Here is a 1,285-nt window from a genome sequence, read left to right on the forward strand (position 1 = left end):
CGGATCCTCTTGTCGAGGTCTTCCACCTGCTGGGCGACGTCTCCGTGCCCGGGTGGGAGCGGCCCGTCCGCCAGCAGCGGCTTGCCCTCGCCGGGGTCCGGGGCCTGGTCCGGAGCGATCGCCATCAGGCGCTCGCCTCCTGGAGTCGCTGCTCCAGCGTGGCCAGCTCGTCTCCGAGGGCGCCCGGCAGGTCATCGCCAAACGTGGCTAGCCACTCCTTGATCAGCGGCAGCTCGGCCTCCCACTCGCTCGGGGAGAAGGCGAGCGCCTTGGCCACGTCTTCCTGCGTCATCGACAGGCCGTCGAGGTCGAGGTCAGCGGCGTTGGGCAGGAAACCGATCGGGCTCTCGTGCGCCTCGACCTTGCCCTCGATCCGATCGACCATCCACTTCAGGATGCGGGTGTTCTCCCCGAAGCCAGGCCAAAGAAAGCCGCCGTCCTCGTCCCGCCGGAACCAGTTGACCAGGAAGATCTTGGGCAGCTTGTCCGCGTCTGCGGACTTGCCGATCTCCAGCCAGTGGTTGAGGTAGTCGCCGGCGTTGTAGCCCATGAACGGCAGCATCGCCATCGGGTCGCGACGCACGACACCCACCTCGCCGGTGGCAGCCGCGGTGGTCTCCGAGGACAGCGTGGCACCGATGAAGGTGCCGTGCTGCCAGTCGCGGGACTCGGTCACCAGGGGCACCGTGGTCTTGCGCCGACCGCCAAACATGATCGCCGAGATCGGCACGCCATTGGGCTCGTCATACTCTGCCGCGATGGACGGGCACTGCTTGATGGGGGTGCAGAACCGACTGTTGGGGTGGCTGGAGAGGGTCTGCGACTCGGGGGTCCACTCGTCGCCGTGCCAGTCGATCAGCTCGGCCGGCTTCTCCTTGGTCATGCCCTCCCACCAGACGTCGCCGTCCGGGGTGCGCGCGACGTTGGTGAAGATCGAGTTGCCGCGCTCGATGGTGTCCATCGCGATGGGGTTGGTGGATCGGCCGGTGCCCGGCGCGACGCCAAACAGACCAAACTCGGGGTTGACCGCATACAACCGACCGTCGGGACCAAACCGCATCCAGGAGATGTCGTCGCCGACGATCTCCGCCTTCCAACCGGGCAGGGTGGAGGAGATCATGGCCAGGTTGGTCTTGCCGCACGCCGAGGGGAAGGCGCCGGCGATGTAGTGGGTCTTTCCCTCGGGATTGATGAGCTTGAGGATGAGCATGTGCTCAGCCATCCAGCCCTCGTCGCGGGCCATCACCGAGGCGATGCGCAGCGCGTAGCACTTCTTGCCCAGCAG

1 protein-coding gene is annotated in these 1,285 nt (G+C 66.8%); it reads right to left on the reverse strand.

Annotated features, from left to right (window positions below):
- Positions 1-124: 124 nt before the first annotated feature.
- Positions 125-1,285: phosphoenolpyruvate carboxykinase (GTP) (locus tag Q4P07_RS13945; protein ID WP_303375521.1), on the reverse strand; the 1,161-nt coding region annotated here is incomplete at its 5' end.

This window comes from Ornithinimicrobium sp. (assembly GCF_030537745.1).
Taxonomy (GTDB): domain Bacteria; phylum Actinomycetota; class Actinomycetes; order Actinomycetales; family Dermatophilaceae; genus Ornithinicoccus.